The organism is Thiocystis violacea, assembly GCF_016583575.1.
GTDB lineage: Bacteria > Pseudomonadota > Gammaproteobacteria > Chromatiales > Chromatiaceae > Thiocystis > Thiocystis violacea.
In genome coordinates, this window is record NZ_NRRG01000157.1 from 1 (window position 1) to 816 (window position 816).

The following is an 816-nucleotide window of genomic DNA, read 5'->3' on the forward strand; positions in this document are numbered from 1 at the left end:
GCCGGCCGCGCCCGGCCCAGCCGAGGGTCGGCGTGGCCTGGACGGCGACATCGATCGACGTTTCGAGGAGCAGGCCGCCGAAATCGCCCGGCTCGCGGCGGATCTGCGCCAGCATCGGGATACCTTCCAGGGCATCGAGGTCTCCCTGGTCACGCGCATCGCGGATGTCGACGACGACCGACGCCAGGCCGCCACCCGGCTCCAACGCAGCCTGCAAACCCAGCGCGAGGATCTGGACGATCGCCTGAGACGCCAGACCTCGCTGATGCTGCTGGTGCTGTTGCTCTTTGGTCTCGCGATCGCGGGCACCCTGACCTTCCTCCTCGTCAAGCTCGAGGCCACGCAGGACCGGCTCGCTGTCACGCGCGACGCGCTCGAGGCTACTCAAGGCTCGCTGCATAGCGCACAGACCTCGTTCACGAACCAAATCAACGAGGTCAAGGGTGCCTTCGAGCGGATCGAAATCCCCGAGATCCCGGATCAGGATCCACTCGCCAGGGAGAAGATCAACCAGTTGTCCAGGGCGGTAGCCGAGATCACCGAATCCCTGGAACGGCTCGGGAATGAGGCGACGCCTCCGCCGGTCGAGCCCGGCGGAGAACCGCCCAGCGCGAATGGCGCGAGCGCGGCCCCGACCGAGCCGCCGACGCCCATCGCCATCCCCATCGCCATCCCCCCGAGAACGGCCGCGCCAGCCGTTGAGACATCCGATCCGCCGGCGACCGAATCCGCGCCCCCGAGCGACCCGGAGACAGCGCCCCCGGCCGAGACGGAAAGTGTCCGGGAGGGCGAGTCCGAACCAGACAAGCCGGTGCC

The 816-nt window shown here is 68.8% G+C and carries 1 pseudogene; it reads left to right on the forward strand.

Features of this window, described 5'->3' with window-relative positions:
* Positions 1-816 (forward strand): annotated as a pseudogene (locus tag CKO27_RS23950) (hypothetical protein); the annotation flags it as partial.